We start from the raw sequence: 26,008 nt of genomic DNA, 5'->3' as shown, positions 1-26,008 counted from the left end.
GCCAGATAATTGATATGACCCCCAAATTTAGGACAAATTTGGGGGTCATTTTTATGTCTAAATTATCTAAACAAGATAAAATTGAAATCTATCATCTTTGGCACGATTATCAAATCAGCCCTGCTGAGCTAAGTCAGCGTTATCGGGTTGGCAGGACTAATATTAGTTACTTGTTAGCTTTAATTGACCGTCACGGTCTAGCTATTTTAGATCAGCCTTACACTGCTTATACAAGTAATTTTAAGGAGCAAGCTCTCAAGCGAATCATAGTTGACCATGAACCCCTTTATCACGTAGCACTAGATTTAGGTTTAAAAAGTCGTGGCATGTTGTCTAATTGGCTGCGCGAATATCGTAAAAATGGGTATAATATCGTTAACAAGCAGAGAGGACGACCGCCCCATGACCAAAAGAGAACAGCTGATCAAACAGGAAAATCATCGGCTCAAGCAAGAGAACGAACGCTTACGCCAGCAGAACTTGAAGCTGAAAATCGAGAACGAATTCGTAAAAAAATTGAGCGTCTTAGTCGACCAGCGGACCAAGAACCGCAAGCCTCGGAAATAGCCCAGGCAGTTACCCAACTAAGGCGCGAGCTTAAAGTCAGCGTAACTTTTATTCTTGATACCATTAATGCCAATCCTGACCTGCCGCACTTATCCCGTAGTAATTACTACTACACTTTAAAGAAGAAGGACAAAGATTGGGATAATCGAGAAATAATGGCTAAAATCAAAGCCATTTATGAGGAACACAAGCACCGCTATGGCTATCGCCGCATTACTGCAGAACTAAGACGTCGCGGTTTATTAGTCAACCATAAAAAGGTGCAGCGCTTAATGAACAAGCTGAAATTGTTTGGCATAGTCAGTAAACGCTGGCACAAATACAGCAGCTATCGCGGCACTCAGGGTCCGATTAAGTCTGACTTGATTAAACGCAGCTTCAGTGCGGTTTACCCCAATCACAAATGGTATTCGGATATAACTGAGTTCAAGCTCAAGGGGCAAAAGACCTACTTATCACCGATCATTGACGGCTGCACCCAAGAGATTGTTTCCTATACTATTTCCCGCAGCCCTAATCTTAAACAGACCATGGATATGTTAAGAAAGGCCTGGGACAAGCATCCGGCACTGAATGGCTTGATCTTCCACACCGATCAAGGCTGGCAATACCAAAATGGTCAGTTTCAAGCGTGGCTCAAAAACCATGGCATTAGCCAGTCAATGTCACGCAAGGGCAATTCGCTTGATGATGGGTTAATGGAAGGCTTCTTCGGGATACTCAAGCGAGAAATGTTTTATGGCTTTGAAAAGCAGTTTAAGAATCTCACTGAACTGGAAGACGCAATCAGAGACTACATTGAGTATTACAATCAGAAAAGAATCAAGATCAAACTAAAAGGACTAACTCCGATTGAATATCGGCAGTTAGTCCTCAGTTAGCAGCTAATATAAAGTGTCCTAATTTTAGGGTTCACATCAAATATCTGACGTTTTTTGCCTTTCTTTTATTCAAATAACTACACCTTATTAGATTTTTTATTTAATCAGCATCCATAATACTTTTGATTTTAGGTGCTACTAGTTTTTCCATCACTTTCATATCCACTGGCCTATATGCAGTATCTATACACTCGTCCCAATATTCTAAGTGTTTTTGATCAATATAACTATCCGAATCTTCGACTGCATTTCCTCCTTCTCCTTGCATAGAATACCAATAAAAGTATGTGTAACCATCCGCACACTCCTCTTTAAATACAGTCTCAATATACATTCTTTCTCCCGCCATTGTTGCTACAGTATCTTGATGATGTTTATTTAAAAAGTCCATCCATTCCTGTGCCTTCGCTTCTTTTCCTTTTTTAATGCGAAAACGGGTTAATTCAGTTTTTGTCATAATTCTACTTTAATCCTATCTAATCTAAACAAAAGGTACCGAACTTATGTTGGTGCCTTAAATTTTTATAATAAATGGTGTAATTCGTTAAAATAAATAATTAGCGCTTACTAAATTGTAAAACCTTACGCGCTTTCTTAAGACCTAGTTTGAATAACATTTATTTGACTAAATTTCAAAAAGCTTTTAATATCAGGTATTCCCACACTTTTCTGAAAAACACTGTTTCAATAAATTTCTACTAACTTCATGTGAGTGGTGTTAATTTACTCCCAAAATATATGAACTGAGCTTATAAATACAAGCAACTCATACCACTCAATAACTTACTTTGGTTACAATCTTGTAGGACACTCCCAGTTAATTATTTTAATAGAACATAAATTGGAATGTCACTTGCCTACACAGCCAGTGTCTTTCTAAAAAGTTAGGAATAAAAAGCTTAATTATTTTACTTTCTTTACCTTCCGTTCTATTAAATCTGCAATTACAGCGGGAATAATTGCAATAAAAGCAGTCCCTTTTTCTCCCCAGATTAGTATCCCGACTGCGAGTACAATTGAAACTATTGCTAAAGCAACAGCTATTTGATGATATAATTTTTTACTCATAATAGTTCAAGCTCCTAACTACTTAAATGTGTTGGAATATACTTTTGTTGAAATTATCATTGAAACGATGGATATTACTGCAATTAAGATACAGCTTGCGATTACTAGCAGTAAAGAATTAGTATTACTAATCCAAGTGATGAACAATAGACCCCAAGTCGTTTTCTGCAAAATATAAATCACTCCCATGATAAGGATTAAGACCAGTACATTTACGATCGTGCTGCCAAACGTACCGAAAGCATAAACTGCTGGAAGTAAGAGAACTACATACATGATACCAATCAATAAGCCAATTATCGCTATCAATATATGGATTTGCAGACTAAATTGTTGGAAAATCAGAGCAGTGCCAATGCTTAAAATTAAAGTTATAAAGCTAATAAATAGAATTAAAGAAATACAAAAAATGTATCTAGCCAAAACTATGTTTTTTTTAGGAATAGGGAAAATACCGACAAATCTGTTCCATCCATTTTCTTGGTCAGCAACTAATAGACTAGTTGGTATTGATGCTAAACCAATCGGTCCAATGATTGAAAGAAAAATCGTTCCAGACTCTCTACAAAAAATTGTCACCAAAAGTAGTACAAATATAATTAGCAATCTACCTATTAAACTTACCTTATTTAAAATAAGTTGCAAATCCTTATAGAGAAGTCCCTTCATCCATCCTCACTCCTTTTACTAAAAATAGCAATATTTCTTCTAATGAAGCATAATCTTTATAATCAACACTTTCTTGTGATACATCAACTAGATATTGAACCAAGTTATCTTGGCATAATTTATATTTGATGTTTTTCAATGGCAAGCCTATTATTTCGGTTTTAATTGTATAGTGGTTAAGCAATTCGCTCCAGCCACCCTTTAATAAAATATTGCCATTTTTAATAAAAACAAAATAGTCAGCAACTTGTTCTAAATCGCTTAAGATATGTGAAGACAATAATACCGTCATTTGATTATCGCTTACATATTCTTTTAGCAAAGACAAGATTTCTTTCCTTATAATTGGATCAAGCCCACTGGTTGCTTCATCAGCAATTAAGAGTCTAGGATGATGAGAAAGGGTGGCAGCAAAATTTAATTTAACAAGCATCCCTCTTGAAAAATTACTAATAGGCTTATTGGTAGGCAAATCAAACTCATCAATTAAATTGTGATAGAGTTTTTTATCCCACCGGGGATAAATTTTTTCTAGCATTTTTTCAATTTGTTGAACAGAAAATGAGTTTGGAAAATAATTTTGCTCCAAAATTACACCTAAGTTAAGTTTTATCTGGTTTTCATCTTTAACATAATCTAAACCAAAAATTTTTACATTGCCTATTTCACTTTTTATTTGATTTAATAGTAAATTCAAAAAAGTTGACTTACCTGACCCATTTTCACCAACTAAACCAACAATACTTCCTTCATTTATTTTCAAATTGTTAATTTGTAGTTGAAAATCTGCGTACCGCTTACTTAAATTTAGCACATCTATTACCGGTTTGGAACCCATTTTATACCTCACTAAGATTGCAACATCATATATATAACCATTAAACTACTTCAAATTAGGATTATCAAAGTCAAACAGCATATTGCTTTTTTTAAGTATTGATGTGAAAGTGTGTGAATTTAGTTAAAAAGTACCAAAAAAGCACGTCATGGTGTGAACCATGACGTGCTTTGAAATCTTGATATAATCGTACTGATTAACGTTTACTAAATTGTGAAGCCTTACGAGCCTTCTTAAGACCTGGTTTCTTACGTTCAACCATTCTTGGATCACGAGTTAAGAAACCTGCCTTCTTCAGTGGACCACGAAAATCAGGATCTACTTCAAGAAGAGCACGAGCAATTCCTAAACGAATAGCTCCAGCTTGACCTGAGAAACCTCCGCCATTGACATTAACCTTAACATCATATTGATTTTCAGTTTCAGTCAAAGTCAATGGTTGCTTCAAATCCTTAACTAAATTAGGAAAAGGAATGTATTGATCAATATCTTTATTATTAGCGGTAATCTTGCCGCTACCTGGTACTAAACGAACACGTGCAACAGAATTCTTGCGCCGACCGGTACCTGCATATGCAACTTGTTGTGCCATTATTTAACCTCCTAGATTAATTTGTTAATGTCTAATTCTTCAGGCTTTTGTGCTTCGTGCTTGTGATCAGCACCAGCATAAACATGCATCTTCATAAATTCTTGGTGACCAAGAGTGTTTTTAGGAAGCATACCCTTAACTGACAATTCAACTAATCTAACTGGATTATTAGCCAGCAAGTCTCCAGCTGGAGTGGCCTTTATGCCACCACGGTAATCAGAGTGATGGTAGTAAATCTTGTCAGTAGCTTTCTTACCTGTTAACTTTAGTTTAGCGGCATTAATTATAATGACGTTATCACCAGTGTCAACGTTTGGTGTATATTGAGGCTTATTCTTACCTCTTAAAATAGTTGCTACTGCTGTTGACAGACGACCTAAAGATACATCTGTTGCGTCAATAACATACCACTTACGTTCAATTTCATTAGGTTTTGCTAACTGTGTAGTACGCAATTTAATTTCCTCCGTTTATACGTTGTTTGAAAACAATAAGATTCCGGGGCCTATCGTGGACAAACATACTTAAATATAATAATTCTTTTCAACTAAAAAGTCAATATTATTCCCTGTCGAGCCTATATTTTTTAGGTATATCATCATAAAAAACATGGTATAAGAATAATCCACTGGCTTGAGCAGTTTCTCTTACCTGCTCCCGATCCTTTGCCATTATTACCCGGGGAATATCATTAACAGGGCGCTTACCCCTACCAATTTCTAATAACATTGCTACTAAAATACGGACCATATTGTAAAGAAAACCAGAGCAGATAAAATCAAAGACAATTTCATTATTCTGCTTATCTTTTTGGATATTTACATAAAACATGGTACGAACCTTGTTCTTAATTTGGCCACCACTAGCTGCAAAGCTGGTAAAATCATGTGTTCCCAGTAAATCAAGAGAAGCCTTTTTCATTTTTTCCACATCAACTGGATAAGGATAATGTCCCGTATATAGACGCTTAAAGGGGTCGACAAATCTGTCTAAACTAACGCGATAGCGATACCACTTACCTTTAGCGCTATATCGCACATGAAAATTTTCATCTACGATGTCACATTTTTTAAAAACAATGTCGAGCGGCATGAGCGAATTTAACGCACAAATCATTCTTTCTGGTGGAATTTGTTTATCAGGATAGTCAAAATGAATTACCTGCCCCAATGCATGAACTCCTGCATCAGTACGACCTGAACCCTCAACAACCACATTTTTGCCCTTAGTCATTTTAGATAAGGCAGTTTCAATCGTTCCTTGCACAGTTCTTTGATGTGGTTGATACTGGAAGCCATGGAAAAGGTGTCCGTCATAAGCAACCGTCATTTTATATCTTGTTGTCATTAATGTGTCCTAAATATTAATAAAAGCCCTAATAGTAAAATGAAATAACACAAGTTAATAAGATCAACATTGGACCATTTTAAGATTCTGAATTTTGTCCTGCCTTGATCTCCCCGATAACCACGCGATTCCATCGCAGTTGATAAATCGATTGCTGTTTCTAACGAATTAATAAATAGCGGAACCAGGAGAGGAGTAATCGCCTTTGCCCTGGTAACAAGTCCGCCATTATTAAAATCTGCGCCTCGTGAACGTTGGGCATTCATAATTTTTAAAGTTTCATCAAATAAAGTTGGTACAAATCGTAAAGCTATTGACATTATTAGAGCAATTTTATCGACTGGAACATGAACTATTTTCAACGGTTTTAATAGCCATTCAATAGCATCAGCAATTTCAAGTGGTTTAGTAGTAACAGTCATTACTGTAGAAATTAAGATGATCACTGTAAAGCGGATAAAAATATAAATAGCATTAGTGATACCATAACTAGACAATGCAAAAATTGTCCACTGCCAATAGACGGTTCCACCAACTGAGAAAAACAACTGCAAAAAGGATGTGAACAAAATTAACCAAATTAGGGGTTTAACTCCATCCCAAAAGACTTTTGGTTTTAGCTTAGTGGCAGCTACAGCAGCTATACTAAAAATGGTTACAATTAGATAAGAAACTGGATTATTGGCTAAAAATACGAATAAAATAAAAATAATAGTTGCTAGTAATTTTCCTCTTGGATCCATACGATAAATTATCGAATCACCAGCTACATACCGGCCAATTAAGATTTTACTCACATTCTCACTCCTTTAAATTGGTTTCTATATCTTTTACCAAGTCAGCTATAGTTAATGGTAATTTTGCAAACTGATAGTTTTGCAATTTAGTTGCAAACAAGGATGGCTTAGGCTCTTCTAAATGATGCTCTTGTAACCAATTACGATCTTTAAAAATGTCTCTTGGTGCAGCTTGTTTAATCATTTTACCGTGCTCCATGACTAAAACATTTTCAGCATAATTAGCTACATCATCCATATTATGAGTAACTAATATTACAGTATGTCCTTCTTTTTGATACTCAGAAAAAAGAGCCATCATTTGTTTACGTGCTTCAGGATCAAGACCAGCGGCTGGTTCATCTAAACAGAGAATATCTGGCTCATAAGCCATAACACCAGCTATCGCTACCCTTCTCATTTGTCCGCCAGATAACTCAAAAGGTGATCGTTTACCAATCTCTTCAGGTAAACCAACTTTTTTTAGCCAAAACCTGGCACTTGCAAGGGCTTTTTCATTATCATAACCAAAGTTTTTAGGTCCAAAAGCAATATCATCTATTACTGTATTTTCAAATAGCTGTGCTTCTGGAAATTGAAAAACCAGACTAACATGTCTTCTCAATTCTTTTAAATTTTTATTGGTAGTTTCTGGTGTGATAGTTGTGCCAGCTATTTCTATTTTCCCAGATGTAGGTCTAATTAGAGCATTAAAATGTTGCATAAGTGTCGATTTACCACTACCAGTATGACCAATTATTGCATTAAAAGAACCATCTTGCAGCTTAAAAGAAACATTGTCTAAACCTTTTTTTTCAAGTGGTGTTTCTGGAGAATAAATGTAACTTACATGTTCGAATTTAATTGACATAAGTAATTGATCAACTCTTTTTCTGAATCTATACTAGCTGGAATTTTAACAGAGTCAGCCAGTAACTTTGCTTTAACTTGCTCATAAAATGGTACATCCAAGCCCAAATTTTTTAACAGATCAACTTGACTAAAGACATCTTTAGTACTGCCCTTAGTAATTAATTTACCATCATTCATTACCAAAACCTGGTCAGCCATATTAGCTTCATCAATATCATGCGTAATTGAGATTACTGTCAAGTCATATTTATTCTTCATCGCTTGCACTATTGATAATATTTGGTCTCTACCTTCAGGATCAAGCATTGACGTAGCTTCATCCAGCACAATAATTTTGGGCTTAATAGCCAGTATCCCAGCAATTGCTACTCTTTGTTTTTGTCCTCCTGAAAGATTTGCTGGTTCAGCATTGATATATTCGCTCATCCCCACCGCTTTAATTGCTTCAGGAACAATCTTTACCATTTCAGTGTGAGAAACTCCGCGATTCTCTAGGCCAAATGCGACATCATCAGCCACTGTAGCTCCCACAAATTGATTGTCAGGATTTTGAAAGACAATTCCAACTTTGTTTCGAACTTCCCAAACCGTATCATCATTTAGTTTTAAGCCGTCCACTTCAATTTCAGGTTTTCCTTTTTCATCAGGTACCAGTAAACCATTAATCAGGCGGATAATTGTCGACTTGCCACTGCCATTATGGCCAATAATTGATGTCCATGAACCCCGTTTAATATCAAGACTAATGTTGTCTATAGCGGGAGTTTCTGACTCTGGATACGTAAAGCTTACATTTTTTATTTTGATAATACTGTCAGTTGTCATACTCTCACCATCCTAAAAAGTCTGATTCAATTGTACCAAAAATATTATGATTTCTGAACAAAGTTTGCAATCTTTCTATTTTTATCATTACTATCTGGCTTTTTTTTAATAAATTTTAGCAATATCAAAAAGGAGTAGCTTTTAATTAAGTGATTTTTACTTTGTTTGCAGCAGTGTAATTCATTTTGCCTCACTAAATTAAAGTATTAAAACTGAATATGAGGTAAAAGTCAATTAAGTTTTATTTGAACACTGTCTATTAACTAAAATCTAAAGCAAAAAAAATCATCCATGAGGAGGGATAAATTACTTCATCTAAGCTAGACTAAACTTTCGTCATCATCTTAACGCTTATTCTCACTCTCACGGATAATTCTTAATAGCTATTAAGTTTAGATTATTCGAATTAAACTAATTCTAAAATAACCATTGGAGCTGCATCACCTTTACGGGCAGTAGCAAGCTTCATAATTCTGGTGTAACCACCATTTCTGTCTTTGTAACGAGGTGCCACATCGCTAAAAAGCTTCTGTAAAGCTGATTTAACAACTACTGCATCTTTTTCTTCATGAATATCTGCAACTTCATCACGAATAAAAGCAGCGGCTCTTCTTCTTGCGGCTAAATCTCCACGCTTACCTAAAGTGATCATCTTTTCGGCAGTCTTGCGAACTTCTTTAGCACGTGTTTCAGTAGTAGTAATGCGTTCATTCATGATCAATTGAGTAGTCATTTCTCTTAACATTGCTTTTCTATGTGCACTGTCTCGTCCCAATTTACGGTATGCCATCAGTTTACCTCCTTTATTTTTCGAAATTAATCTTCTTGACGAAGTGATAGTCCCAAGTCAGCTAACTTGTTTTTAACTTCTTCCAACGATTTCCGTCCTAAATTGCGTACACGCATCATATCTGCTTCTGTCTTATCAGTCAGTTCTTGCAGTGTATTAATTCCGGCACGTTTAAGACAATTGTATGAACGAACAGAAAGATCAAGCTCTTCAATTGTCATTTCAAGCTTCTTTTCTGCCGTATCGTCCTCTTTTTCAACCATCACATCATTGAATTTAGTATTTGCATCAGCAGTTTCAAACACTTTAAAGTGTGCGACTAAAATTTTAGCAGCGAAACTGAGGGCATCGTTAGGCTTGATTGAACCATCTGTCCAAATCTCTAAGGTGAGCTTATCAAAATCGTCTCTTTTACCAACACGAGTTGATTCAACTTGGTAATTAACTTTCTTTATTGGTGAAAACAAAGAATCAACCGGAATAACCCCAATTGGCATATCCTCACTCTTGTTGTCACTTGCTGCAACGTAGCCACGGCCATTTTGGACAGCGATTTGCATATGCAAATGACCACCATCAGCAATAGTACAAATATATTGGTCAGGATTCAGGATTTGAATATCAGCGTCAGCTTTGAGATCATCGGCGGTTACAGTAGCCGGACCCTCTACGTCAATTTCAATAATTTTTTGTTCATCTGAAAAAGACTTTAATTCAAGTTTCTTAAGGTTCAGGATTATCTTAGCGACATCTTCTCTTACGCCTGGAACGGTTGAGAATTCGTGTAAGACATCATCTATTTGAACGTAAACAAGTCCTGTACCTGGGATAGATGTCAGTAAAACTCTACGTAATGAGTTACCTAAAGTAGTACCAAAGCCTCGTTCAAGTGGTTCAATAACAAATTTACCATACGACTTTTCTTGGTCCACAACGGTAATATTTGGTTTTTCAAATTCAATCATTACTAGGCCCCTTTCAAAACGCAATGTCCTTCATTAAGAACAAAATTAAACACGACGACGTTTTGGTGGTCTAGAACCATTGTGAGGAACTGGGGTAACATCACGAATTGCGGTGATTTCAAGCCCAGTCGCTTGTAGCGATCTAATAGCAGATTCACGGCCAGCACCCGGACCTTTAACAGAAACTTCAACATGTTTCATGCCTTGATCCATTGCGCTCTTAGCTGCTGCTTCGGCTGCCATTTGTGCCGCAAATGGTGTAGACTTACGACTACCTTTAAAGCCTAATGCACCAGCTGAAGACCAAGCAATTGCATTGCCTTGAACGTCAGTAATCATGACTAAAGTATTGTTAAACGTAGAATGGATATGAGCAACGCCTTTTTCAACGTGCTTCTTCACACGGCGTTTACGTGCTGTTTTAGGCATCAATAAACCTCCTTAAAATTTTTATTTATTCTTTTTACTACCCTTACGTGTACGAGCATTATTCTTGGTATTTTGACCACGAACTGGAAGTCCACGACGGTGGCGAATACCACGATATGAACCAATATCAATTAACCGCTTAATGTTCATGCTGACTTCTCTACGTAAGTCACCTTCAACACGGTATTTATCAACTTCTGCACGAAGCTTCTCTTGGTCATCTGGAGTCAAATCTTTTGAACGTATGTCTTCAGAAACACCAGCATCCGCACAAATCTTTTGTGCTGTTGGTTCACCAATACCATAAATATAAGTTAATGCAACAACTATTCTTTTATCTCTTGGTAAGTCAACACCAGCAATACGTGCCATAAATTGCACCTCCTATTTTTCTAACCTTGACGTTGCTTGTGCTTTGGATTTGCAGAGCAAATAACCATTACACGACCATTTCTTTTAATTATCTTACAATGTTCACACATTGGTTTAACAGATGGTCTAACCTTCATGTTTCCCTCCGTTATTACTTTATAAATCGATAAGTTATTCTACCTTTAGTTAAATCATAAGGAGAAAGTTCAACTGTAACACGGTCTCCAGGTAAAATTCGAATATAATGCATTCTAATCTTACCGGAAACATGTGCTAAAATCACTGCTCCATTTTCCAATTCAACTTTAAACATAGCATTAGGCAAGGTATCAACAACCTTACCTTTTACTTCTATGACATCATCTTTTGCCAAAGCCGTTCCTCCGCATTTAAACAGTCATACTTTGAAATTATAACACGGAAAAGTAAATATACAAATTATTGCTTTTTACTTAAAACCGCATCAACATTCTTGAAAACTTCTTCAGGGGTTTGTTCACCATCAACAACAGTTAACAAACCTTTTTTCTGGTAAAAGTCCTTTAGCGGTGTATTCATCTTTTCATTTACTTCTAAACGATTTTTTACTACTTCAGGCTTGTCATCTTCACGTTGATAAAAGTCATGACTGCCACAACGATCACAAGTCCCTTTAACTTGGGGCATTTTTGTAATCTTATTATAAGTAGCACCACAATTTTTGCACATAAAGCGTGCTGACAAACGTTTTACTAAAGTTTCTTCTTTAACTTCAAGTGAAATTACGTTTGTTAATTGTTTATTGACGCGTTTAGCAATATCTTCAAAAAGTTCCGCCTGAACAATAGTCCGTGGAAAACCATCTAAGATGTAACCCTCTTTAATATCAGGTTGCCCTATACGTTCTTCAACTAATTTGGCAGTAACTTCGTCCGGTACCAAATCACCTTTATCAATGTAACTTTTAGCTTCAAGACCAACTTTAGTCTCATTAGCCATTGCTTCTCTAAACATATCCCCAGTTGAAATATGAGTTAGATGATATTTATCGACAATTTGTTCTGATACCGTACCTTTGCCAGCACCAGGCAAACCTAAAAGAAATATATTAATCATTTATCCGTCCCTATCTGATGAATCCAACGTATTCTCTCTTCATTAACAATCCGTTAATTTGACGAGATAGTTCCAAGACGACACCAATAACAATTAAAAGACTGGTACCGCCTAATCCAATTGAACTTGGTAAATCCCAAAAATTAGTAGCAAGTTGTGGTAATAAAGCTACAAGTCCTAAAAATACAGATCCTACTGTTGATAATCTAATCAATACCTTAGAAACATAATCTTGTGTATCTTTACCCGGCCAAACACTTGGGATATAAGCGCCCTGCTTCTGCAAGTTCTTTGCCAGCTTCTCAGGGTTAACCTGAACAAAAGCATAGAAGAACGTGAATAGAATTATTAAAACAGTATAAATTATAACCCCAGGTGTAGTTTGCATACTAAAGATATTAGTCATTATCTTGTACCACTGCTGGTCGCCTTGAGACTTTTGGAAAGCCATTAAAATTGTTGCCGGTGTGATGATGAAAGAACTAGCAAAAATAACTGGAATAACACCAGAAACATTAACTTTCAATGGCAAAAAACTTTCAGAGCCACTAATAGTTGCTCTTCTTGTATATTGTATTGGAATTCGGCGATCTGCCTGTTCTACCCATGTAACTACTTGCGTTACGATAAGTATTGCAATGATAATCGCGATGAAGAACAAAATCCCTTGCCAACGATCACTCACACTGTTGTTAATAACGTCTTCTTTATATAGCTGCCACAGTCCTCGCGGTAGCCTAGCAATAATACCTGCAAAAATAATAACAGAAACTCCATTGCCCAGACCCTTATCAGTGATTTCATCACCTAACCAGGTTAGCAACATTGTTCCGGCAGTCATTACAATTGCAATCTCAAAGTAGGACTGCCAAGTCTGTGACTTGACTAACCCCATCTCAGTCAAAGCATTGAAACCAAGCGTGATACCAATACTTTGGATAAATGCCACAAACAATGCAAGCACACGGGTTACGTTATTAGTCTTACGGCGTCCTACTTCTCCTTGTTTACCCCATTCTACCAACGTTGGAACTATGTCCATTTGTAAAAGTTGAATAACAATTTGTGCAGTAATGTAAGGTGAAACACCTAAAGAGAATATTGAATAGTTATCAAGTCCACCACCAGAAACAGTATCCAGCATTGGGACCAAACCAGTTTGTGCAACTTGAGTAATCGCTTTTGCGTTGACACCTGGAACAGTGATATTAGCTCCAATTCGGTAAATCAAAAGAATAAAGAGTGTGAAATAAATTTTATTTCTAATTTCTTTATCCTTAAAGGCGTTCTTCAAGGTCGAAAACATTAGATCACCTCAACAGATCCGCCTGCATCTTCAACTGCTTTCTTCGCAGCGGCGGAAACTTTGTTAATCTTTACGTTTAACTTAACTTTTAACTCACCTTTTGCAAGCAACTTAACGCCTGATAATTCTTTCTTTACCAAACCTTTTTCTTTAAGACTAGCAACTGTAACTTCGTTACCATCTTCAAACTTGTTTAAATCATCTAAGTTAATGATTGCATACTCTTTGCGGTTAACGTTCTTAAATCCACGCTTTGGCATAGTTCTGAATAATGGCATTTGACCACCTTCAAAGCCTAAACGGGTATGACCGCCTTGGCGAGACAATTGTCCCTTTTGGCCACGGCCAGAAGTTTTTCCAAAACCACTTGAAGTACCACGACCAACACGTTTTCTAGTATTGCGTGAACCTTCAGCAGCATGTAATTCATGAAGCTTCATTAATTTGGCACCTCCTCAATTAACTAATTATTAATCTCTTCAACTGAAATCAAGTGGGCAATTTTCATCAATGCACCACGAGTTGCAGCATTGTCTGGTAAAGTAGTTGTACTGTTAATTCTACCTAAACCAAGAGCTTTCACAACTTTTCTTTGGTTAGGCAGACGGTGTACAGCACTTCTAATTAAAGTAACTTTTAATTCAGTCATTTATTCTGTCTCCCTAATCTAATTCAGCGTGACGAAGCTTTTCAACGTCTTCACTTGTTCTAAGTTTCTTCAAACCATCTATTGTTGCACGAACAACATTAATTGGAGTATTAGAACCAAGTGACTTGGAAGTAACATCAGCAATACCAGCCATATCCATAACGATACGAACGGCACCACCAGCAGCAACACCAGAACCAGCTGGAGCAGGTTTAATCATAATATTACCTGAGCCATAATGACCAATTACTTCATGAGGAATAGTAGTGCCAACCTTAGGAACTTTGATCATGTTCTTTTTACCAGCTTCAACGGCCTTACGGATTGCTTCTGGAACTTCTTGAGCTTTACCAGTACCAAAGCCTACACGACCTTTTTTGTCGCCAACGATTACCAAGGCAGCAAATCTCATTCGTTGACCACCCTTGACAACCTTGGTGACACGATTAATTGCTACTAACTGATCTTCGATGTCGTCCTTATTTCTGCGATTATTGCGAGAATCGTTGCGGTTTGCCATGTATTTATCTCCTTTCCTAGAACTCTAATCCGTTTTCACGAGCGGCATCTGCCAAAGCTGAAATACGGCCGTGGTATAAATAACCACTTCTGTCAAACACTACACTAGTAATGTTTTTAGCTTTCGCTGCTTCAGCAATATTCTTGCCAACAGCTTGAGCTTGTTCTACTTTAGTCTGATCCTTAGCTACAGCATCATCTAAAGTTGAGGCACTTGCTAGCGTTACACCCGCTACGTCATCAATTAATTGAGCGTAGATGTTTTTGTTTGAACGGAAAACGCTTAAGCGTGGGCGCTCAGCAGTACCAGAAATTTTGCTACGAATACGTTTGTGACGCTTTAAGCGCAATTTGTTCTTATCTGGTTTTGAAATCACAATTTCACCTCAAAAATTATTTTCTATTTACCTGTCTTACCTTCCTTACGACGTACATATTCGTCAGTATAACGAATACCTTTACCTTTGTAGGGCTCTGGTGGACGTACATCGCGAATTTCAGCAGCAAATTGTCCAACATTTTGCTTAGAAATTCCTTCTACTTCAATGTCTGTAGCTGAAGTAGCTTTCACTGAAACACCTTCTGGTGCAGTCATTACAACTGGGTGTGAGTAACCAACATTTAAAGTGAGTTTATTACCTTGTGCTGTTGCACGGTAACCAACACCGATTAACTTTAAAGTTTTCTTATATCCATCAACCACACCTTCAACCATAGAGGCTAAATTAGCTCTCTCAGTACCATGAAGAGCTTTGTCGCTTTCACTAGAACGTGAGAAGTTAATTTTACCATCTTCTTGTTTAAAAGTGATTTTTGGATCGAAATATCTGGTTAATTCACCTTTAGGTCCTTTAACAGTGATATTGTCACCCTTCTTGGTAACAGTGACACTATCTGGGACTTCAATTGTTTTTAAACCGATACGGCTCATTGATTGTTCTCCTTTCTGTCAGAATTACCATACATAGGCGATAACTTCGCCACCAACATCTTTTTGTCTTGCTTCCTTGTCGGTAATTACACCAGCAGAAGTAGAAACGATGGCAATACCTAAGCCATTAAGTACCTTAGGTAAATTTTCAGCGCTTACGTAAGTTCTAAGACCTGGCTTAGAAATTCGCTTTAAGCCTGAAATGACACGTTCTCCGTCAGGACCATATTTCAGGAAAATCTTAATCATACCTTGCTTGTTGTCATCGGTAACTTCGTAATCACGGATGAAGCCTTCGCGTTTCAAAATTTCTGAAATAGATTTTTTAATATTTGATGCAGGAACTTCAACTGAATTGTGCTTTGCCATATTGGCATTTCTAATTCTAGTCAAGTAATCTGCGATCGGATCTGTCATGACCATTTATGCTATCCTCCTATCCGTATTACCAACTAGCCTTTTTAAGGCCTGGAATTTGACCTTTGTGAGCTAAATCTTTCAAGCAAATACGGCATAAGCCAAACTTACGATAAACAGAACGTGGGCGACCACATCTCTCGCAACGAGTGTATTCACGTGAAGAAAATTTAGCAGGACGATGATTTCTAATTTTTTGTGATGTCTTAGCCATTAATGTCCTCCATTATTTTGCAAACGGCATACCAAATTGACTTAGAAGTTCTCTAGCTTCCTCATCTGTATTGGCAGTAGTAACGATAACAACATCCAAACCCCTGGTTCTATTAACTTTATCAAAGTCAATTTCTGGGAAAATTAATTGTTCCTTAATACCTAAAGTGTAGTTACCACGACCATCAAATGAACGGCTTGAAACACCGCGGAAGTCGCGAACACGAGGAAGTGAAACACTGATTAACTTATACAAGAAGTCATACATTCTATCTCCTCTAAGTGTAACCTTAGCACCGATAGACATACCTTCACGCAAGCGGAAGTTAGCGATTGACTTTTTGGCTTTTGTTACCAAAGGCTTTTGACCTGAAATTAAAGTTAATTCTTCAACAGCTTCGTCTAAGTTTTTAGCGTTGGAAACAGCATCACCAACACCCATGTTCAAAACGATTTTCTCAATCTTTGGTACTTGCATAACTGAGCTGTAATCAAACTTTTCTTGCAATGCAGGAACAATTTTTTCTTTATATTCTTGAGCTAAATAATTTGCCATTTGTGTCCTCCCTTCTACTTCTTAGTTTCTTCTTTATTATCATTTGCTTTGCCTTCAGACTTTGCAATGACTTTAACGTTTGATGCGTGAATTGAACCTTCTGATTCAACTACACCACCATTAGCATTAGTCTGTGAAGGCTTTTGGTGTTTTTTAATCTTATTAACGCCTTTAACAACCACACGGTTCTTTTTAACATTAACAGATAAAACAATGCCTTCTTTACCTTTGTCTTTTCCGGCAATAACTTTTACTTTGTCACCAGTTTTAACAAACATCAGTGCACCTCACTTATTATAAGACTTCAGGAGCAAGAGAGACGATTTTCATAAAGTCGTGCTCACGCAGCTCACGTGCAACAGGCCCAAAGATACGAGTACCGCGTGGGCTCTTATCTGCATTGATAACTACTCCAGCATTTTCATCAAATTTGATGTATGAACCATCTTCACGACGGGCGCCTGATTTTGTTCTAACAATGACGGCCTTGACAACGTCACCTTTTTTGACAACGCCACCTGGTGTTGCTTGTTTAACAGTTGCTACCACAATATCACCAATGTTACCAGTCTTACGTCTTGATCCACCTAAGACTCTAATAACTAAAAGTTCTCTGGCACCTGAGTTATCAGCAACCTTCAAACGGGATTCATTTTGAATCACTATATAATCCTCCCCTCACTAAATCCGCAAAATTAAACAGATTTTTTAACAATTTTAACTAAACGAAAGCGCTTTGTACGAGATAATGGACGAGTTTCCATGATACGAACAGTATCGCCAACTTTAGCTTCATTTTTATCATCTTGTGCGTAGTATTTCTTTGAATATCTGATACGCTTCTTGTAAACAGGGTGATTCTTATAAGTATCAACAACTACAGTGATAGTTTTGTCATTCTTATCAGAAATTACTTGGCCTTGATATACGTGACGATGATTTCTTTCGATTGATTCGCTCAAGTTAATAACTCCCTTCCACTAATCTTTTTCCAATGCTTTTTCACTAAGAATTGTTTTAATTCTAGCAATATTTTTACGGACTTTGCTTAGGCGAGCGGTATTTTCTAATTGACCCGTTGCTTGTTGAAAACGCAAATTAAAGAGTTCTTCTTTGTATTGTTTTTCTTTGTCTAACATTTGATCAGTGGTTAATGCTCTGATTTCCTTAGCCTTCATTAGAATTGCCACCTACTTCCGAACTTCTAGACACGAACTTACATTTAATTGGAAGCTTAGTTGCAGCAAGTCTCAAAGCTTCACGAGCAGTTGCTTCGTTAACGCCACCAATTTCAAACATGATCTTTTCTCTCTTGACTACAGCTACCCAGCCTGCTGGTGCACCTTTACCAGAACCCATACGTACACCAACACCTTTAGCAGTGTAAGACTTTTGAGGGAAAATTCTAATCCAAACTTTACCGCCACGCTTCATATAACGAGTCATCGCAACACGAGCAGCTTCGATTTGTTGAGTAGTAATCCAGTGGGATTCAAGGGCTTCTAATCCATATTCACCAAAAGCGATAGTTTTACCACCCTTAGCGGCACCACGCATTTTACCACGAAACTCACGACGGTGTTTTACCCTTTTTGGTACTAGAGGCATTATTTGTTTCCTCCCTTCGCAGCTTTTTCGGGCTTCTTACTTTTAGAAGGTAAGATTTCACCCCGGTTAATCCATACTTGAACGCCAATTTCACCATAGGTGGTGTAAGCATTTACCCAAGCATAATCAATATCAGCTCTTAAAGTTTGTAATGGAACACGGCCTTCTGTATGCCATTCTCTTCTTGCCATGTCAGCACCATTTAAACGACCAGAAGTTTGTACTCTGATTCCTTTAGCACCGGCACGCATTGTTCTTTGAGTTGCTTGACGCGTAGCACGTCTAAAAGCAATACGAGCTTCAAGTTGACTAGCAATACTTTCAGCTACCAATTTAGCATCAAGATCTGGCTTCTTAATTTCAATAATATTAACGTGAACCTGCTTTTTAGTCAAAGCATTTAATTCTCTTCTCAATGCTTCAACTTCAGAACCACCTTTACCAATCACCATACCTGGTTTAGAAGTATTGATTGATACGTTGATTCTATTGGCTGCACGTTCAATTTCAACAGTAGAAACAGAGGCATTCTTTAATTTCTTATCAATGAATTTTCTGATGCGCAGGTCTTCATTTAAGGTTTCTTTGTATCCTCTGTCAGCATACCATTTAGATTCCCAGTCACGTATCACGCCGAGACGAAAACCATTTGGGTTAATTTTCTGACCCATTAATATACCTCCCTTAATCGTTCTTTTCTGACACTACTACAACTACATGACTAGTTCTCTTGTTAATCGGAGAAGCCATACCCTTGGCACGTGGTCTAAATCTCTTTAAAGTAGCTCCCTCGTTTACGTATGCTTCAGACACATAAAGATTAGCACTTTCAAGATCGTAATTGTGTTCTGCATTTGCAATTGCTGAGCGTAAAACTTTTTCAACGATTGGGGAAGCAGCTCTAGGCGTAAATTGCAAGATTGCCAATGCTTCAGCTACGTCTTTGCCACGAATCAAATCAACGACTAAACGTGCTTTTCTTGGAGCAATACGAACTGTTCTTGCCTCTGCCCTAGCTGAACTAACTTGTTCTGCCATTTAAGTGTTTCTCCTTTCTCTATTTTGAAGTAGCCTTGTCGTCAGATGTCTTGTGTCCGCGGAAAGTTCTCGTTGGAACAAATTCACCTAACTTATGACCAACCATGTCCTCAGTAATGTATACTGGAACATGCTTTCTACCATCGTAAACAGCTATAGTCAAACCAACAAAAGAAGGAAAAATAGTTGAACGACGTGACCAAGTTTTAATAACCTGTTTTTTATCTGTGTCTGCTTGTGCATCAACTTTCTTTAATAAAGATGCATCAGCAAAAGGCCCTTTTTTAATACTACGGCTCATTAAATTACCCTCCTTCTATTATTTGCTACCCTTACGGTGACGAACAATCAATTTCTCGCTGGCTCTCTTACTATTTCTAGTCTTAATACCACGAGCTTTCTTGCCCCATGGAGTCATCGGTTGTGGACGACCTACAGGAGCCTTACCTTCACCACCACCATGTGGGTGATCGTTAGGGTTCATTACGGAACCACGAGACTGTGGGCGTCTACCCAACCAGCGACTACGTCCAGCTTTACCTAATTGGATTAATGAATGTTGTTCATTACCTACGACACCGATAGTTGCACGACAAACTGATAAAATCTTGCGAACCTCACCACTTTGTAATTTAACTAATGTGTACTTACCATCATTGCCCAAAACTTGAGCGCTGGCTCCAGCACTTCTAACAAGCTGACCACCTTTGCCAGGTCTTAATTCAATATTATGAATTGAAGTACCAGTTGGAATGTTCTTTAAAGGCAAAGCATTTCCTGGTTTAATATCTGCGTTAGCACCAGATTCAACCACATCGCCGACTGTTAAACCTTTTGGTGCCAGGATATAAGCTTTAATACCGTCAGTGTAGTGAAGAAGTGCAATATTAGCAGTTCTGTTTGGATCGTATTCGATAGCCTTAACTACAGCTTTAGCATTGTCTTTATTACGCTTAAAATCGATGATACGGTATTTTTGCTTATGTCCACCGCCACGGTGTCTACTTGTAATATGACCATAAGAGTTACGACCTGCAGTATGTGATTGTGACTCAAGTAGGGTACGTTCTGGTTTGCTCTTAGTAATTTCAGCAAAGTCAGAAGTAGTCATATTACGGCGACCATTTGTGGTTGGCTTATAAATTTTAATAGCCAATTGACTGACCTCCTATTACTTATTTTCTTCTTTATTGTTGCTATCGTCTTTGAAAATTTTGATATCGTTTGAATCTTCAGTTAAGGTAACTATTGCCTTACGGGTACGAGCGGTTTTGCCTGAATAACGGCCAACACGCTTATCCTTACCACGAACATTCATGATATTAACTTTTTTAACCTTAACATCAAAAATTTCTTCAACAGCATCACGAACTTGAGTCTTGGTTGCAGTTAAAAGCACGTTGAAAGTGTACTTCTTATCATCCATTAAGTTCGTTGACTTTTCAGTAATGACAGGTCTTAAAATGATATCATGTGCACTCATTTCGTTGAAGCCCCCTCAACATTCTTTTCAATCTTTTCAATAGCTTCTTTAGTCAAAACTAATTTGTCATAATTAACAACATCTTCAACATTCAAGCCATTAGCAGTGATTACCTTAACGTTTGGCAAGTTTCTAGCTGAATATTGAACATTCTTATCATCAGAAACAACTAAAACTTTGCCTTCAACTTTTAAGCCGTCCAAGATTGACTTGAATTCTTTGGTCTTAGGAGCTGACATTGTCAGTTGATCTAAAACTACTAAATCTTCATCAATCAATTTCTGGGAAAGAACAGACTTGATAGCCAAGCGCCGTTGCTTTCTTGGCATTGAATATGCATAAGAACGTGGAGTTGGTCCGAAAACTACACCACCGCCACGCCATTGTGGGGAACGGATAGAGCCTTGACGAGCACGTCCAGTACCCTTTTGTTTCCATGGCTTCTTACCACCGCCGCGAACAGCGGATCTATTTTTGACCTTTGAGGTACCTTGACGTCTGCCAGCTCTCTGTCTGATAATTGCGTCAAAAACTACGCTTTCATTTGGCTTAATACCAAATACATCATCATTTAAAGTAACTTCACCAGCATCTTTGCCTTTTTGATCGATAACTTTTAAATTAGCCATTCTAGTCCTCCTTCCTATTTATTATTCTTTACAGCAGATCTAACAGTAAGCAATGAATTCTTAGCACCAGGTACATTACCCTTGATTAACAATACATTCTTATCTGCTACAACTTTTTCAATTACTAAGTTTTCAATGGTAACTTTCTTCATTCCCATGTGTCCTGGCAGGCGTTTGCCCTTAGGAACACGGTTGATGATGGAACCCATTGAACCAGGAATTCTGTGATATCTTGAACCGTGAGTTTCTGGTCCACGTGATTGGCCCCAACGTTTAATGTTACCTTGGTATCCATGACCTCTTGTAGTACCAGTGACGTCAACTACGTCGCCTTCCTTAAATGTGTCCACAGTAACTTCTGAGCCGACTTCGTAGTCCTTAAGCTCAACTCCGCGGATTTCACGTATGAAGCGCTTAGGCGAAGTCTTTGCTTTTGCAGCATGACCTTTTTCTGGTTTGTTGCTCAAAACTTCACGCTTGTCTTGGTATCCTAATTGAATTGCTTCGTAGCCGTCAGATTCAACTGTCTTAACTTGCATAACAACGTTAGGAGTAGCTTCAACAACAGTTACAGGCACAAGGATACCATCTTTAGTGAAGATTTGGGTCATACCAACTTTTCTTCCTAAGATTCCTTTGGTCATGATTACACCTCTTTCTTTTAAAAATTAAAGTTTAATTTCGATGTCAACACCGCTTGGTAAATCAAGCTTCATTAAAGAGTCAACAGTCTTAGGTGTTGGATTTAAAATATCGATTAAACGCTTATGCGTACGAATTTCAAATTGTTCACGTGAATCTTTGTTCATATGTGGTGAACGTAAAACAGTAAACAATACCCTTTCTGTTGGCAGTGGAACAGGACCTGAAATTTCAGCTCCAGTTCTCTTAGCAGTAGCTACAATTTTAGCAGCTGATTCATCGAGAATACCATGTTCGTATGACTTAAGTCTGATACGAATTGATTGACTTGCCATTAAATTACCTCCTCAACGTCTTCTTTAAAAGATGACTAGCTTCCACAAAAATTCCCGGCACTACCTCTGTGGCAATGCAGCCTGGTGTGCCGCAACCTTTTGTATCAACGCTTTACAACAAAATGTGCTTTTAGGGCAGAAAAAGCCCTAGACACACAAAAGATAGTATACCTGTTTTAAGCTTGAATATCAAGGCTTAAAGGATATTTTTCTTGACTTTATATCAGCAATTATAAAATTTTAACTTTTATAAAGTAATATTTTTTAGCAGCAACTAAAATACAACAGGAAATATTTTATAGCAATGTTTTTGCTCAATTTGGTGAAAATAACTAGGTTAGGTTGACATGACAAAATCTAGTTTATAAAGACAGAGTTTATTATTAAAATTACATTGCGCATAAAAAAGAGCTACTGGATCTACCAATAGCTCTTATATCAATTTTAAAATTATACCCCATTAACTATCAGAAATTATTCTGCGTTACCCCCACGCTTTTTAATAATTTCTTCTTGGATAGATTTAGGAGTTGGTGAATAGTGGTCAAAGACCATTGTAAACGTACCACGACCCTGTGTTGAAGAACGCAAAGTAGTAGCATAACCAAACATTTCTGCAAGTGGAACCATTGAATTCAACACCTTAGCTCCAGCACGGTCTTGCATATTATCCATTGTACCACGACGAGCTGTAATGGAGCCCATTACGTCACCTAAGTAATCTTCAGGTGTGATTACTTGAACCTTCATAATAGGTTCAAGGATAACAGCACCAGCTTTAGGAGCCGCATTTCTCAAAGCCAATGAAGCAGCAACCTTGAAGGCAGCTTCAGATGAGTCGACTTCGTGGTAACTACCATCATAAAGTTTAGCCTTGACATCAATCAACGGGTAACCAGCTAAGATACCATTTTTCATGGATTCTTGCAGACCTGCATCAACAGCTGGAATAAATTCGCGAGGAACAACACCACCAACAATGGCATCTTCAAATTCGTAACCTTTTCCTCTTTCATTTGGAGTAAATTCAATCCAAACGTCACCGTATTGACCCTTACCACCAGACTGACGAACAAACTTACCTTGTGCTTTAGCAGGCTTAGTAAAGGTTTCACGATAGGCAACTTGTGGTTCACCAATCTTAGCTTCAACATGGAATTCACGCTTCATACGTTCAACCATGATTTGCAGGTGCAATTCACCCATTCCGGAGATCAAAGTTTGACCAGTTTCTGCATTAGTTTCTGCTCTAAAAGTTGGATCCTCTTCAGTCAATTTTTGCAAAGCAACATCAAGCTTATCACGGTCAGCTTTAGATTCTGGCTCAATTGAAACTTGAATAACTGGATCTGGAACTTCTAAACTTTCCAAAATTAATGGGTGGTCAGGATCAGTTAAGGAATCACCAGTAGTAGTGTTCTTTAACCCAATGGCACCAGCAATATCACCTGAGAAGACTTCAGGAATCTCACTTCTTGAGTTGGCATGCATTTGCAACAAACGGCCAACACGTTCACGGCCATTCTTTGAAGCATTCAAAACATATGAACCTGATTCAAGTGAACCAGTGTAAACACGAATATAAGTTAAACGACCAACAAATGGGTCAGTAGCAATCTTAAATGCTAAAGCAGAGAATGGCTTTTCGTCTCCAGCAACTAGTTCAACTTCCTCACCAGTTTTTGGATCGTGAGCAACATAAGGCTTAACATCTAATGGAGATGGTAAGTAGTCAACTACACCATCAAGCATCATTTGCACACCCTTGTTCTTAAATGCTGAACCTGCAAATACTGGGAAAATCTTCAAATCCAATGTAGCTTTACGAATAGCAGCCTTTAATTCATCAACGGAAATTTCGTCACCATTAAGATACTTTTCCATGATGTCATCATCAACGTCTGCTACTTGTTCAATTAACTCACCGCGACGCTTTTCTGCTTCTTCTTTATACTCATCAGGAACAGGAATAGTGTCCCACTTGGAACCAAGTTTATCTTCATCATAAACATCAGCTACCATGTTGAGTAAGTCTATAACACCCTCAAAGCTCTCTGCAGAACCAATTGGCATTTGAACAGCCAGAGCATTGGCATTTAAACGTTCATGTAAAGACTTAACAGAATTATCAAAATCTGCACCAATCTTGTCCATCTTGTTTACAAAAACAATTCGAGGAACACCGTAAGTTTCAGCTTGACGCCAAACATTTTCAGTCTGAGGTTCAACTCCGGCTTGGGCATCAAGAACAGTAACAGCACCATCAAGTACACGAAGTGAACGCTCTACCTCAATAGTGAAGTCAACGTGTCCTGGGGTATCAATAATGTTAATTCTGTAATCATGCCATTGTGCTGTAGTAGCAGCTGAAGTAATGGTAATACCACGTTCTTTTTCTTCATCCATCCAGTCCATTTGGGAATCACCCTCATGGGTTTCGCCGATTTTATGGATTTTTCCAGTGTAATAAAGAATACGCTCTGTAGTAGTAGTCTTACCCGCATCAATGTGGGCCATAATACCAATGTTACGTGTTTTTTCTAATGGAAATTCACGCTTATTAGCCATAGATTTTTTCCTTTCCCTAAAAAATTAGAAACGATAGTGTGCAAATGCACGGTTGGCTTCAGCCATACGGTGAACATCTTCACGCTTTTTAACAGCTGAGCCAGTATTGTTTGAAGCATCGATAATTTCATTAGCTAAGCGTTCATCCATAGTATGTTCATTACGTAAACGAGCATATGAAACTAACCATCTTAAACCAAGAGTAGTTCTTCTTTCAGGACGAACTTCTACTGGGATCTGGTAGTTTGAACCACCAATACGGCGTGCTCTAACTTCCAAAACTGGCATAATATTGTTCATAGCTTCTTCAAAAACATCGAGTGGCTCCTTGCCAGTCTTTTCTTTAACAATGTCAAAAGCATCATAAAGGATTGAAGATGCCTTAGCTCTCTTACCATCAATCATTAAGTGGTTGATCAACTTGGTTACGAGCTTTGAATTGTATACTGGATCCGCTAAAATATCTCTTTTAGCAACATGTCCTTTTCTAGGCATTATTTACTCCTCCTTAATCTTTCTTGGCACCGTACTTGGAACGGCCTTGCTTTCTACCATCAACACCCGCAGTATCTAACGCACCGCGGATAATGTGATAACGAACACCAGGAAGGTCCTTTACACGACCACCACGAATTAAAACAACTGAGTGTTCTTGCAAATTATGGCCTTCACCTGGAATGTATGCAGTTACTTCGATTAAGTTTGAAAGACGAACACGAGCATATTTCCGTAAAGCTGAGTTTGGCTTCTTTGGTGTCATGGTACCGACACGAGTAGCTACTCCACGCATTTGAGGTGCTGGGTTAGCTACTAGCTCTTTCTTCATACTGTTGTAGCCGTAGCTTAAAGCAGGTGACTTTGATTTAGTCGTCTTGTTGTGACGGCCTTTTCTTACCAATTGGTTAATGGTTGGCATTAAATTTTCCTCCTAAAAAAATTATTTTGTTCACACATCCAGGAGTTTCTTTTTTTTGGTCCCAGATAAATCTTCAAAATACACAATGACTATTGTACTCGCTTGAATCAA

At 37.7% G+C, this 26,008-nt stretch carries 43 protein-coding genes; 1 reads left to right on the top strand and 42 read right to left on the bottom strand.

Annotated features, from left to right (window positions below):
• Nucleotides 1–53 precede the first annotated feature (53 nt).
• The gene (locus tag H3R29_RS05370; RefSeq protein WP_305067112.1) at nt 54–1,448 is read left to right on the top strand and encodes an IS3 family transposase; all 1,395 of its coding nucleotides are present in this window, start codon (nt 54–56) and stop codon (nt 1,446–1,448) included.
• 100 nt (nt 1,449–1,548) lie between these two features.
• On the opposite strand, the gene H3R29_RS05365 is transcribed toward H3R29_RS05370, so the two are convergent.
• The 42 genes from H3R29_RS05365 to rpsL all read right to left on the bottom strand — a co-directional run bounded on the left by H3R29_RS05365 (nt 1,549) and on the right by rpsL (nt 25,897).
• Entirely contained in the window at nt 1,549–1,905 is a 357-nt protein-coding gene (locus H3R29_RS05365) for a DUF6176 family protein (protein WP_198202708.1), read from the bottom strand.
• Nucleotides 1,906–2,351: 446 nt separating this feature from the next.
• Entirely contained in the window at nt 2,352–2,516 is a 165-nt protein-coding gene (locus H3R29_RS05360; protein WP_181413657.1) for a hypothetical protein, read from the bottom strand.
• Nucleotides 2,517–2,534: 18 nt separating this feature from the next.
• Complete coding sequence (locus tag H3R29_RS05355) at nt 2,535–3,185, bottom strand: ABC-2 transporter permease (protein WP_198202709.1); 651 nt, start codon at nt 3,183–3,185, stop codon at nt 2,535–2,537.
• Nucleotides 3,166–4,035 carry an ABC transporter ATP-binding protein gene (locus tag H3R29_RS05350; RefSeq protein WP_370567615.1) on the bottom strand — a complete coding sequence of 290 codons (870 nt, stop codon included), beginning with the start codon at nt 4,033–4,035 and terminating at the stop codon, nt 3,166–3,168. The genes H3R29_RS05355 and H3R29_RS05350 overlap by 20 nt, the downstream gene beginning before the upstream one ends.
• 184 nt (nt 4,036–4,219) lie before the next feature.
• Nucleotides 4,220–4,615 carry a 30S ribosomal protein S9 gene (gene rpsI / locus H3R29_RS05345; protein WP_034980394.1) on the bottom strand — a complete coding sequence of 132 codons (396 nt, stop codon included), beginning with the start codon at nt 4,613–4,615 and terminating at the stop codon, nt 4,220–4,222.
• An 11-nt stretch (nt 4,616–4,626) separates the two neighbouring features.
• Complete coding sequence (gene rplM, locus H3R29_RS05340; protein ID WP_045928442.1) at nt 4,627–5,070, bottom strand: 50S ribosomal protein L13; 444 nt, start codon at nt 5,068–5,070, stop codon at nt 4,627–4,629.
• A 106-nt stretch (nt 5,071–5,176) separates the two neighbouring features.
• A complete protein-coding gene (truA, locus tag H3R29_RS05335; protein ID WP_198202711.1) occupies nt 5,177–5,962 on the bottom strand; it encodes a tRNA pseudouridine(38-40) synthase TruA in 786 nt (261 codons plus the stop codon).
• A complete protein-coding gene (locus tag H3R29_RS05330; protein ID WP_046325338.1) occupies nt 5,962–6,759 on the bottom strand; it encodes an energy-coupling factor transporter transmembrane protein EcfT in 798 nt (265 codons plus the stop codon). The genes truA and H3R29_RS05330 overlap by 1 nt, the downstream gene beginning before the upstream one ends.
• A 4-nt stretch (nt 6,760–6,763) precedes the next feature.
• Nucleotides 6,764–7,609, bottom strand: coding sequence for an energy-coupling factor transporter ATPase (locus tag H3R29_RS05325; RefSeq protein WP_198202712.1), 846 nt, complete (start codon nt 7,607–7,609; stop codon nt 6,764–6,766).
• Entirely contained in the window at nt 7,585–8,436 is an 852-nt protein-coding gene (locus tag H3R29_RS05320) for an energy-coupling factor transporter ATPase (RefSeq protein WP_198202713.1), read from the bottom strand. Before H3R29_RS05320 ends, H3R29_RS05325 begins: the two co-directional genes overlap by 25 nt.
• A 406-nt stretch (nt 8,437–8,842) precedes the next feature.
• Entirely contained in the window at nt 8,843–9,226 is a 384-nt protein-coding gene (rplQ, locus tag H3R29_RS05315; protein WP_046325341.1) for a 50S ribosomal protein L17, read from the bottom strand.
• A 26-nt stretch (nt 9,227–9,252) separates the two neighbouring features.
• A complete protein-coding gene (locus H3R29_RS05310) occupies nt 9,253–10,191 on the bottom strand; it encodes a DNA-directed RNA polymerase subunit alpha (protein ID WP_046325342.1) in 939 nt (312 codons plus the stop codon).
• A 45-nt stretch (nt 10,192–10,236) separates the two neighbouring features.
• Nucleotides 10,237–10,620, bottom strand: a complete 384-nt coding sequence (gene rpsK, locus H3R29_RS05305; protein ID WP_034980403.1) for a 30S ribosomal protein S11 — start codon at nt 10,618–10,620, stop codon at nt 10,237–10,239.
• 21 nt (nt 10,621–10,641) lie between these two features.
• Entirely contained in the window at nt 10,642–10,992 is a 351-nt protein-coding gene (rpsM, locus tag H3R29_RS05300; protein ID WP_034980405.1) for a 30S ribosomal protein S13, read from the bottom strand.
• 20 nt (nt 10,993–11,012) lie between these two features.
• Nucleotides 11,013–11,129: a 50S ribosomal protein L36 gene (gene rpmJ, locus H3R29_RS05295; protein ID WP_006729432.1), complete on the bottom strand. Its 117-nt coding sequence runs from the start codon at nt 11,127–11,129 to the stop codon at nt 11,013–11,015.
• A 14-nt stretch (nt 11,130–11,143) separates the two neighbouring features.
• On the bottom strand, nt 11,144–11,365 hold the full coding sequence (gene infA / locus H3R29_RS05290) for a translation initiation factor IF-1 (protein ID WP_034980408.1): 222 nt from the start codon (nt 11,363–11,365) through the stop codon (nt 11,144–11,146).
• A gap of 65 nt (nt 11,366–11,430) precedes the next feature.
• Entirely contained in the window at nt 11,431–12,087 is a 657-nt protein-coding gene (locus tag H3R29_RS05285) for an adenylate kinase (protein WP_046325343.1), read from the bottom strand.
• Nucleotides 12,088–12,097: 10 nt separating this feature from the next.
• The gene (gene secY, locus H3R29_RS05280) at nt 12,098–13,393 is read right to left on the bottom strand and encodes a preprotein translocase subunit SecY (protein ID WP_174795012.1); all 1,296 of its coding nucleotides are present in this window, start codon (nt 13,391–13,393) and stop codon (nt 12,098–12,100) included.
• Nucleotides 13,393–13,833 carry a 50S ribosomal protein L15 gene (rplO, locus tag H3R29_RS05275; protein WP_046325345.1) on the bottom strand — a complete coding sequence of 147 codons (441 nt, stop codon included), beginning with the start codon at nt 13,831–13,833 and terminating at the stop codon, nt 13,393–13,395. Before rplO ends, secY begins: the two co-directional genes overlap by 1 nt.
• Nucleotides 13,834–13,856: 23 nt before the next feature.
• A complete protein-coding gene (gene rpmD, locus H3R29_RS05270; protein WP_198202714.1) occupies nt 13,857–14,042 on the bottom strand; it encodes a 50S ribosomal protein L30 in 186 nt (61 codons plus the stop codon).
• Between the two features lie 13 nt (nt 14,043–14,055).
• Entirely contained in the window at nt 14,056–14,562 is a 507-nt protein-coding gene (gene rpsE, locus H3R29_RS05265; RefSeq protein WP_046325347.1) for a 30S ribosomal protein S5, read from the bottom strand.
• A gap of 16 nt (nt 14,563–14,578) precedes the next feature.
• Nucleotides 14,579–14,938: a 50S ribosomal protein L18 gene (gene rplR / locus H3R29_RS05260; protein WP_046325348.1), complete on the bottom strand. Its 360-nt coding sequence runs from the start codon at nt 14,936–14,938 to the stop codon at nt 14,579–14,581.
• A gap of 23 nt (nt 14,939–14,961) precedes the next feature.
• Nucleotides 14,962–15,492 (bottom strand): 50S ribosomal protein L6, encoded by a 531-nt coding sequence (gene rplF, locus H3R29_RS05255; protein ID WP_034980425.1) that lies wholly within the window; start codon nt 15,490–15,492, stop codon nt 14,962–14,964.
• Between the two features lie 24 nt (nt 15,493–15,516).
• The gene (gene rpsH, locus H3R29_RS05250; RefSeq protein WP_046325349.1) at nt 15,517–15,915 is read right to left on the bottom strand and encodes a 30S ribosomal protein S8; all 399 of its coding nucleotides are present in this window, start codon (nt 15,913–15,915) and stop codon (nt 15,517–15,519) included.
• Between the two features lie 22 nt (nt 15,916–15,937).
• The gene (locus H3R29_RS05245) at nt 15,938–16,123 is read right to left on the bottom strand and encodes a type Z 30S ribosomal protein S14 (RefSeq protein ID WP_034980430.1); all 186 of its coding nucleotides are present in this window, start codon (nt 16,121–16,123) and stop codon (nt 15,938–15,940) included.
• Between the two features lie 12 nt (nt 16,124–16,135).
• Nucleotides 16,136–16,678: a 50S ribosomal protein L5 gene (gene rplE, locus H3R29_RS05240; protein WP_046325350.1), complete on the bottom strand. Its 543-nt coding sequence runs from the start codon at nt 16,676–16,678 to the stop codon at nt 16,136–16,138.
• A gap of 14 nt (nt 16,679–16,692) precedes the next feature.
• Nucleotides 16,693–16,956 carry a 50S ribosomal protein L24 gene (gene rplX, locus H3R29_RS05235; protein ID WP_046325351.1) on the bottom strand — a complete coding sequence of 88 codons (264 nt, stop codon included), beginning with the start codon at nt 16,954–16,956 and terminating at the stop codon, nt 16,693–16,695.
• Nucleotides 16,957–16,972: 16 nt separating this feature from the next.
• Nucleotides 16,973–17,341 carry a 50S ribosomal protein L14 gene (gene rplN / locus H3R29_RS05230; protein WP_034980437.1) on the bottom strand — a complete coding sequence of 123 codons (369 nt, stop codon included), beginning with the start codon at nt 17,339–17,341 and terminating at the stop codon, nt 16,973–16,975.
• Nucleotides 17,342–17,373: 32 nt separating this feature from the next.
• Nucleotides 17,374–17,640 (bottom strand): 30S ribosomal protein S17, encoded by a 267-nt coding sequence (gene rpsQ, locus H3R29_RS05225; RefSeq protein ID WP_034980439.1) that lies wholly within the window; start codon nt 17,638–17,640, stop codon nt 17,374–17,376.
• Between the two features lie 18 nt (nt 17,641–17,658).
• Nucleotides 17,659–17,856: a 50S ribosomal protein L29 gene (gene rpmC / locus H3R29_RS05220; RefSeq protein WP_046325352.1), complete on the bottom strand. Its 198-nt coding sequence runs from the start codon at nt 17,854–17,856 to the stop codon at nt 17,659–17,661.
• Nucleotides 17,846–18,286: a 50S ribosomal protein L16 gene (gene rplP, locus H3R29_RS05215; RefSeq protein WP_046325353.1), complete on the bottom strand. Its 441-nt coding sequence runs from the start codon at nt 18,284–18,286 to the stop codon at nt 17,846–17,848. Before rplP ends, rpmC begins: the two co-directional genes overlap by 11 nt.
• A complete protein-coding gene (gene rpsC / locus H3R29_RS05210) occupies nt 18,286–18,957 on the bottom strand; it encodes a 30S ribosomal protein S3 (RefSeq protein ID WP_198202715.1) in 672 nt (223 codons plus the stop codon). The genes rplP and rpsC overlap by 1 nt, the downstream gene beginning before the upstream one ends.
• Nucleotides 18,958–18,970: 13 nt before the next feature.
• A complete protein-coding gene (rplV, locus tag H3R29_RS05205) occupies nt 18,971–19,324 on the bottom strand; it encodes a 50S ribosomal protein L22 (protein WP_034980453.1) in 354 nt (117 codons plus the stop codon).
• Between the two features lie 19 nt (nt 19,325–19,343).
• Nucleotides 19,344–19,625, bottom strand: coding sequence for a 30S ribosomal protein S19 (gene rpsS / locus H3R29_RS05200; protein WP_038523755.1), 282 nt, complete (start codon nt 19,623–19,625; stop codon nt 19,344–19,346).
• A gap of 18 nt (nt 19,626–19,643) precedes the next feature.
• Nucleotides 19,644–20,480 carry a 50S ribosomal protein L2 gene (rplB, locus tag H3R29_RS05195; protein ID WP_034980459.1) on the bottom strand — a complete coding sequence of 279 codons (837 nt, stop codon included), beginning with the start codon at nt 20,478–20,480 and terminating at the stop codon, nt 19,644–19,646.
• A 15-nt stretch (nt 20,481–20,495) separates the two neighbouring features.
• On the bottom strand, nt 20,496–20,807 hold the full coding sequence (rplW, locus tag H3R29_RS05190) for a 50S ribosomal protein L23 (protein ID WP_046325355.1): 312 nt from the start codon (nt 20,805–20,807) through the stop codon (nt 20,496–20,498).
• The gene (gene rplD / locus H3R29_RS05185; protein WP_198202716.1) at nt 20,804–21,436 is read right to left on the bottom strand and encodes a 50S ribosomal protein L4; all 633 of its coding nucleotides are present in this window, start codon (nt 21,434–21,436) and stop codon (nt 20,804–20,806) included. Before rplD ends, rplW begins: the two co-directional genes overlap by 4 nt.
• A gap of 14 nt (nt 21,437–21,450) precedes the next feature.
• Nucleotides 21,451–22,080 (bottom strand): 50S ribosomal protein L3, encoded by a 630-nt coding sequence (gene rplC, locus H3R29_RS05180; protein ID WP_122026350.1) that lies wholly within the window; start codon nt 22,078–22,080, stop codon nt 21,451–21,453.
• Between the two features lie 24 nt (nt 22,081–22,104).
• On the bottom strand, nt 22,105–22,413 hold the full coding sequence (gene rpsJ / locus H3R29_RS05175) for a 30S ribosomal protein S10 (RefSeq protein WP_034980470.1): 309 nt from the start codon (nt 22,411–22,413) through the stop codon (nt 22,105–22,107).
• A gap of 474 nt (nt 22,414–22,887) precedes the next feature.
• Nucleotides 22,888–24,981, bottom strand: a complete 2,094-nt coding sequence (fusA, locus tag H3R29_RS05170) for an elongation factor G (RefSeq protein ID WP_046325358.1) — start codon at nt 24,979–24,981, stop codon at nt 22,888–22,890.
• A 24-nt stretch (nt 24,982–25,005) separates the two neighbouring features.
• Entirely contained in the window at nt 25,006–25,476 is a 471-nt protein-coding gene (gene rpsG, locus H3R29_RS05165) for a 30S ribosomal protein S7 (protein ID WP_034980476.1), read from the bottom strand.
• Between the two features lie 13 nt (nt 25,477–25,489).
• A complete protein-coding gene (rpsL, locus tag H3R29_RS05160; RefSeq protein WP_110446429.1) occupies nt 25,490–25,897 on the bottom strand; it encodes a 30S ribosomal protein S12 in 408 nt (135 codons plus the stop codon).
• Nucleotides 25,898–26,008: the final 111 nt, after the last annotated feature.

This window comes from Lactobacillus sp. M0393 (assembly GCF_016102025.1).
In the GTDB taxonomy this organism is placed as follows: domain Bacteria; phylum Bacillota; class Bacilli; order Lactobacillales; family Lactobacillaceae; genus Lactobacillus; species Lactobacillus melliventris.
Note: the sequence above shows the minus strand (reverse complement) of the source record. Positions and strands in the feature narration are given on the sequence as shown.

Coding starts and splice junctions, on each gene's coding strand:
- H3R29_RS05370 (WP_305067112.1), top strand. CDS start 54: ATGTCTAAATTATCTAAACAAGATAAAATTGAAATCTATCATCTTTGG.
- H3R29_RS05365 (WP_198202708.1), bottom strand. CDS start 1,905: ATGACAAAAACTGAATTAACCCGTTTTCGCATTAAAAAAGGAAAAGAA.
- H3R29_RS05360 (WP_181413657.1), bottom strand. CDS start 2,516: ATGAGTAAAAAATTATATCATCAAATAGCTGTTGCTTTAGCAATAGTT.
- H3R29_RS05355 (WP_198202709.1), bottom strand. CDS start 3,185: ATGAAGGGACTTCTCTATAAGGATTTGCAACTTATTTTAAATAAGGTA.
- rpsI (WP_034980394.1), bottom strand. CDS start 4,615: ATGGCACAACAAGTTGCATATGCAGGTACCGGTCGGCGCAAGAATTCT.
- truA (WP_198202711.1), bottom strand. CDS start 5,962: ATGACAACAAGATATAAAATGACGGTTGCTTATGACGGACACCTTTTC.
- H3R29_RS05325 (WP_198202712.1), bottom strand. CDS start 7,609: ATGTCAATTAAATTCGAACATGTAAGTTACATTTATTCTCCAGAAACA.
- H3R29_RS05320 (WP_198202713.1), bottom strand. CDS start 8,436: ATGACAACTGACAGTATTATCAAAATAAAAAATGTAAGCTTTACGTAT.
- rplQ (WP_046325341.1), bottom strand. CDS start 9,226: ATGGCATACCGTAAATTGGGACGAGACAGTGCACATAGAAAAGCAATG.
- H3R29_RS05310 (WP_046325342.1), bottom strand. CDS start 10,191: ATGATTGAATTTGAAAAACCAAATATTACCGTTGTGGACCAAGAAAAG.
- rpsK (WP_034980403.1), bottom strand. CDS start 10,620: ATGCCTAAAACAGCACGTAAACGCCGTGTGAAGAAGCACGTTGAAAAA.
- rpsM (WP_034980405.1), bottom strand. CDS start 10,992: ATGGCACGTATTGCTGGTGTTGACTTACCAAGAGATAAAAGAATAGTT.
- rpmJ (WP_006729432.1), bottom strand. CDS start 11,129: ATGAAGGTTAGACCATCTGTTAAACCAATGTGTGAACATTGTAAGATA.
- H3R29_RS05285 (WP_046325343.1), bottom strand. CDS start 12,087: ATGATTAATATATTTCTTTTAGGTTTGCCTGGTGCTGGCAAAGGTACG.
- secY (WP_174795012.1), bottom strand. CDS start 13,393: ATGTTTTCGACCTTGAAGAACGCCTTTAAGGATAAAGAAATTAGAAAT.
- rplO (WP_046325345.1), bottom strand. CDS start 13,833: ATGAAGCTTCATGAATTACATGCTGCTGAAGGTTCACGCAATACTAGA.
- rpmD (WP_198202714.1), bottom strand. CDS start 14,042: ATGACTGAATTAAAAGTTACTTTAATTAGAAGTGCTGTACACCGTCTG.
- rpsE (WP_046325347.1), bottom strand. CDS start 14,562: ATGGCAAACCGCAACGATTCTCGCAATAATCGCAGAAATAAGGACGAC.
- rplF (WP_034980425.1), bottom strand. CDS start 15,492: ATGAGCCGTATCGGTTTAAAAACAATTGAAGTCCCAGATAGTGTCACT.
- rpsH (WP_046325349.1), bottom strand. CDS start 15,915: ATGGTCATGACAGATCCGATCGCAGATTACTTGACTAGAATTAGAAAT.
- H3R29_RS05245 (WP_034980430.1), bottom strand. CDS start 16,123: ATGGCTAAGACATCACAAAAAATTAGAAATCATCGTCCTGCTAAATTT.
- rplE (WP_046325350.1), bottom strand. CDS start 16,678: ATGGCAAATTATTTAGCTCAAGAATATAAAGAAAAAATTGTTCCTGCA.
- rplX (WP_046325351.1), bottom strand. CDS start 16,956: ATGTTTGTTAAAACTGGTGACAAAGTAAAAGTTATTGCCGGAAAAGAC.
- rpmC (WP_046325352.1), bottom strand. CDS start 17,856: ATGAAGGCTAAGGAAATCAGAGCATTAACCACTGATCAAATGTTAGAC.
- rplP (WP_046325353.1), bottom strand. CDS start 18,286: ATGCCTCTAGTACCAAAAAGGGTAAAACACCGTCGTGAGTTTCGTGGT.
- rpsC (WP_198202715.1), bottom strand. CDS start 18,957: ATGGGTCAGAAAATTAACCCAAATGGTTTTCGTCTCGGCGTGATACGT.
- rplV (WP_034980453.1), bottom strand. CDS start 19,324: ATGGCAGAACAAGTTAGTTCAGCTAGGGCAGAGGCAAGAACAGTTCGT.
- rpsS (WP_038523755.1), bottom strand. CDS start 19,625: ATGAGCCGTAGTATTAAAAAAGGGCCTTTTGCTGATGCATCTTTATTA.
- rplW (WP_046325355.1), bottom strand. CDS start 20,807: ATGAGTGCACATGATATCATTTTAAGACCTGTCATTACTGAAAAGTCA.
- rplD (WP_198202716.1), bottom strand. CDS start 21,436: ATGGCTAATTTAAAAGTTATCGATCAAAAAGGCAAAGATGCTGGTGAA.
- rplC (WP_122026350.1), bottom strand. CDS start 22,080: ATGACCAAAGGAATCTTAGGAAGAAAAGTTGGTATGACCCAAATCTTC.
- rpsJ (WP_034980470.1), bottom strand. CDS start 22,413: ATGGCAAGTCAATCAATTCGTATCAGACTTAAGTCATACGAACATGGT.
- fusA (WP_046325358.1), bottom strand. CDS start 24,981: ATGGCTAATAAGCGTGAATTTCCATTAGAAAAAACACGTAACATTGGT.
- rpsG (WP_034980476.1), bottom strand. CDS start 25,476: ATGCCTAGAAAAGGACATGTTGCTAAAAGAGATATTTTAGCGGATCCA.
- rpsL (WP_110446429.1), bottom strand. CDS start 25,897: ATGCCAACCATTAACCAATTGGTAAGAAAAGGCCGTCACAACAAGACG.